A 4167-nucleotide genomic window follows, 5' to 3' on the forward strand; every position below is an offset into this window, starting at 1 on the left:
CACCGTAATGGTCAAGGTCGTGCTGATGGCACACTGACCCGTATTGGGGGTGTAGGTATAGGTGGTGGTGGCCGTATTGTTTAGTGCGGGTGACCAAGTACCGTTGATTCCGTTGTTTGAAGTTGTGGGAAGTGCGGTCAAAGTTGCCCCCGAACAGATGGGCGCTACAGCAGTAAAGGTGGGCGTCACCTGTGCATTCACCGTAATGGTCAAGGTCGTGGTGATGGCACACTGACCCGTATTGGGGGTGAAGGTATAGGTCGTCGTAGCCGTGTTGTTTAATGCGGGTGCCCACGTTCCGGTGATCCCGTTGTTTGAAGTTGTCGGTAAAGCCACTAAAGTCGTTCCAGAACATACAGGTGCTACTGCGTTAAAAGTCGGAGTGGTAGAACTATTTACAGAAATCGTCACTGTATCTGTAACCACACAGGTTACTCCATTATTTGCAGTTAAGGTATACGTTGTCGTTGTTGTCGGACATACGGTTGGACTCAATGTGTTTGCATTTGTCATCCCTGTTGTTGGTGACCAGCTAAATGTTGGTAGCAAATTATTAAAAGAAATGCTCCAATTATTAAGCGTTCCCAAGTCTCCTCCTGCATCATCTTGAACAATCAATTGCCAGGTTCCATTAATAGCACTACCATTGAATAAATTAAATGATTGTTCGGGAATAAAACTTCCAGTGAAAGGAGCCGCCCCAGCCGTAATTGCTGTTGTGGCACTCATACTAAAACATGTATTTGTATAATTGTCATCGATACCACCATTGTCAGTGGATAGTTCAATACGGGTACCATTGGGAGCTTGTAGATATATATCCAAATCACTGTCCCATGTATGTGTGATATTCAAACAAACCGACACTATACTGCTTGCTGTAACTGTGGCAGGACTAATTCCACTTACGCCTATAGTAGAGATTGCACCAGTAGTGGTATTACTATCAGGAATCGCGATAGCAGTAGTATTTGTAAACGTTACAGGGGCTGAAGATCCTCCAATTGCATTGGTAGTACCTGCCAAAGTGATGCAATTGCCGGGACAAATTGTTGCATTCGCTCCAGCATCTACGGTTGGTAAGGGGGTTACTGTTACATTTTGCGTTATTTGATTTTGACATCCACCGGGAACGGCAGTTAATAATAAGGTTACCGGATAGGTTCCAGCCGCACTGTAGGTATGTGTTGGATTTTCTACAGTGGACGTACTACCATCTCCGAAGTTCCAGCTGTAGGTAAAGTTTCCATTAGTCGTATTCGTAAACTGCGTTGGGTTACTTACACATGCTGTTGTTGCTGTAAAACTTGGATTAGGACTAGCAAACGTAGCTGTTGTACCCGCAAAATCGAGGGTAAACCCAGCAGAAGTATTTGCTGTAAATCGATCGACAAGTATGGTATAGGTATTTCCAGCCACAACATTGATGGTTGGATTACATTGAATACCCGTGCAGCCCAATCCAGTAGTACCGAGAACACCACTCCAATTACAAGATAATTCAGTGCCCGGACAACTGGTTGTGGTGTCATATACAGCAAAATCATAGTCAACCGCAGCATTCGGAGTTATGGTAAAAGCTAATACACCATTTGTAGCAGCAGTAAAGGTATACCAACTTGAGGACCGCTCACCTGGCGCACCAAAACAACTGGGTGACTCTACCGAAGTTCCAACACCTCCCGGGCCATCAGGTACCGATACATTCCCAAGACTACAGAGCGTTTGCGAGGTTGCGCAATCCTGTACGGGAAGAATAGGGCCCAAAGGTTGCGCTTCTTGTGCACAAATTCCAAATGTTCCCGTAGTATTTCCATTCCCATCTATAGCAATGTAATACGTACTTCCTGGGGTAAGTCCATGTAAAATGACGTTGGTATGAAAGAGTCCCGCAGCTGTGTTCACATCCTCTTGACATGCAATTTGCGTTAAACTTCCACAGGCTCCGCTGTACACTGCGATTTGTGTGTTCGCTAAAGTTCCTCCAAAATTGGATGACAGTTCAATATCAGCGGTAGTGGCCACAAAAGAAAACCAAACTGTATTACTCATCGTATTGGGTATCCAACAGGATGGTGTAGGAGGGTTTCCTATCGTTGTAGCGCCCGTGTTGTCATAAAGGATGGAATTGCAGGTTCCGTTACCTACTACAATGGATGTTGCGGTGGCGCAAGTATCATTAGCTGGTTGTGCAAAAGTTTTTAGTCCAAAAAGTAGACTAAAAATAAGGATTCTTATTTTCATAAAACTACTTTTTTTGAAGGTTTTGAAGGTATACTTCCCGACTGACAGGTTGGTCATTTAGAATATAAAATTCTTCAGCTGTTGCTTTTACAGTTGGAGGAAATTGATTTTTTGAGTAGATTTCTTTTTTTGAAAAATGAATGATAACAACATTCTTAGGGAGTGAAATTAATAATTCCCCAGTAGCATTAAATTCAGGATATGAACCCGTATCAACAAAAATTCGGTCTCCATCTTTACAACGCTTTAGAATTTCAGCCAACGAGTCTAAAGGTTGGTCTGGTGAATTTCCATGATGATGAGAAGTACCTGACTGTAAAGTAAAAATATCTTGCTCGGTGGAATTATCATTTAAATACCAATTCTGTGCAAGTCCATCTGTATTCCAGATGAGTAAAAAAAAGGCAAGACTTAAGCCAGATTGGATTCTCCTTTGGTTAAATTTCATTTGTAAGTAGTTTATACGTAATTCAAATATATTGTTCTTAAAAAAAAGAATAAAATTTTGTTAATAAGTTGTAATTATTAATAAAACAAACCTATAAAAAATATATAAATAATAGATATTTAATAAGTAGACAATAGAAAAAAAATCTAGCTAGTTTAAATTTTTGTAAGAAAAAAAAATCGCTTACCTTGCAACGCACTCTCAATTTATCGGTTAGAAATCAACCGCAGTATCGTTATGGAAAGAACAATTTTAATTTATGATGCTGTTCCAATAATGAAATATGCTTATGAAGGCTTGTTTAAAGACATATCCCGTTGTAAGCTTCACTTTGCAACTAATGAGTTGGTTATGGAACAACACCTCAAAGACCATACTTTTGATTTGGTTATTGTTGATGTTTTAGTAAAACAAAAGATTAATTATTCTCTTGTTAAACGAATATCTCGTCTAAAAAAGTCTTTAAACATTGCTGTTTTCTCTGCCATTTATGATGAAGAAACTAAACGAAAGTTATTTGCATTGGGGGCATCAGTGGTTTTAGAAAAAACGGATTCTATTGAGCATCTCGCCAAAACAATACATTTGTTAACCGAAGGATCGCAATATTTTGAAACCAAAATGAAAATTGGGAATAGCAAGTTAAAGTTCCCAAGACGTTCAGTTAATCCTTTACTGAAGTTGTCATCCCGTGAACTTCAGGTAGCTGAGCTTCTAATTCAAGGATTATCCAATCAGGCCATGACCCAACGATTGGATTTGGCAGCAACAACAATAAGTACTTACAAAAAGCGAATATTTACTAAAATTGGAGTTATGAATATTTTAGATCTTGCTGCAGTTTTTAAAAAATATCAATAGGAAAAATACCTGTTTTTTTTTTTAGGAAAAATACTTTGGTTTTTGGGGCTTTTTACTTTGGTTATCCCCAAACTTACTCTTATATTTGCTTAAACAATTATTTGTTTGAATTATTCAACATAGTTAATCTTCTATATTACAGCGTTTTGAATTTATGATTGGATAGATTTACTGGATTTTATACAATTTTTCTCATCCCATATAGCCTGATGTTTCCGAAGGGCACGTTCTTTCTTTCGATTACTGTTTTAGAGTGCAGAAATCCTATTGTTTGGGTTAATCCATCTGCCAACGGAAATTTGCATCTGTATAACGTTTGATCCATTCAAGAAAAAGTAATGCAGATGCACTCAGGTTATTCTTTTGCTTTGATTTTGAGCTTTTTACTCATTCATTCAAAATTCTTTTCGAATTTGCGATGAAAAGTATTTGTAAAAGCAAAAAAGCTTTATATATTTGCAACCGCATTGCAGAAGTGATGCGAATATACTGGAGAAATGGCAGAGTGGTCGATTGCGGCAGTCTTGAAAACTGTTGACTGTAACAGGTCCGGGGGTTCGAATCCCTCTTTCTCCGCAAAAGAAAACCCGAAACTTTAGTTTCGGGTTTTTTAA

Annotated in this window: 3 protein-coding genes and 1 tRNA gene; 2 read left to right on the plus strand and 2 right to left on the minus strand. The window is 38.9% G+C overall.

Features of this window, described 5'->3' with window-relative positions; translation table 11 throughout:
• Both Q0037_RS01020 and Q0037_RS01025 read right to left on the minus strand, forming a co-directional pair.
• Positions 1–2244: proprotein convertase P-domain-containing protein (locus Q0037_RS01020; protein WP_297514061.1), on the minus strand; the 2244-nt coding region annotated here is incomplete at its 3' end.
• 4 nt (positions 2245–2248) lie between these two features.
• Positions 2249–2692 (minus strand): hypothetical protein, encoded by a 444-nt coding sequence (locus Q0037_RS01025; RefSeq protein WP_297514064.1) that lies wholly within the window; start codon positions 2690–2692, stop codon positions 2249–2251.
• 237 nt (positions 2693–2929) lie between these two features.
• On the opposite strand from Q0037_RS01025, the gene Q0037_RS01030 reads away from it, so the two are divergent.
• Together Q0037_RS01030 and Q0037_RS01035 are read left to right on the plus strand one after the other, a co-directional pair.
• Complete coding sequence (locus Q0037_RS01030) at positions 2930–3553, plus strand: response regulator transcription factor (RefSeq protein ID WP_297514067.1); 624 nt, start codon at positions 2930–2932, stop codon at positions 3551–3553.
• A 491-nt stretch (positions 3554–4044) separates the two neighbouring features.
• A tRNA-Ser gene (locus Q0037_RS01035) sits at positions 4045–4129 on the plus strand.
• Positions 4130–4167: the final 38 nt, after the last annotated feature.

The sequence above is a fragment of the Flavobacterium sp. genome (genome assembly GCF_027482425.1).
GTDB lineage: Bacteria > Bacteroidota > Bacteroidia > Flavobacteriales > Flavobacteriaceae > Flavobacterium.

Excerpts from the sequence above, each read along its gene's own strand:
- Q0037_RS01025 (WP_297514064.1), bottom strand. The coding sequence starts at position 2,692 with ATGAAATTTAACCAAAGGAGAATCCAATCTGGCTTAAGTCTTGCCTTT.
- Q0037_RS01030 (WP_297514067.1), top strand. The coding sequence starts at position 2,930 with ATGGAAAGAACAATTTTAATTTATGATGCTGTTCCAATAATGAAATAT.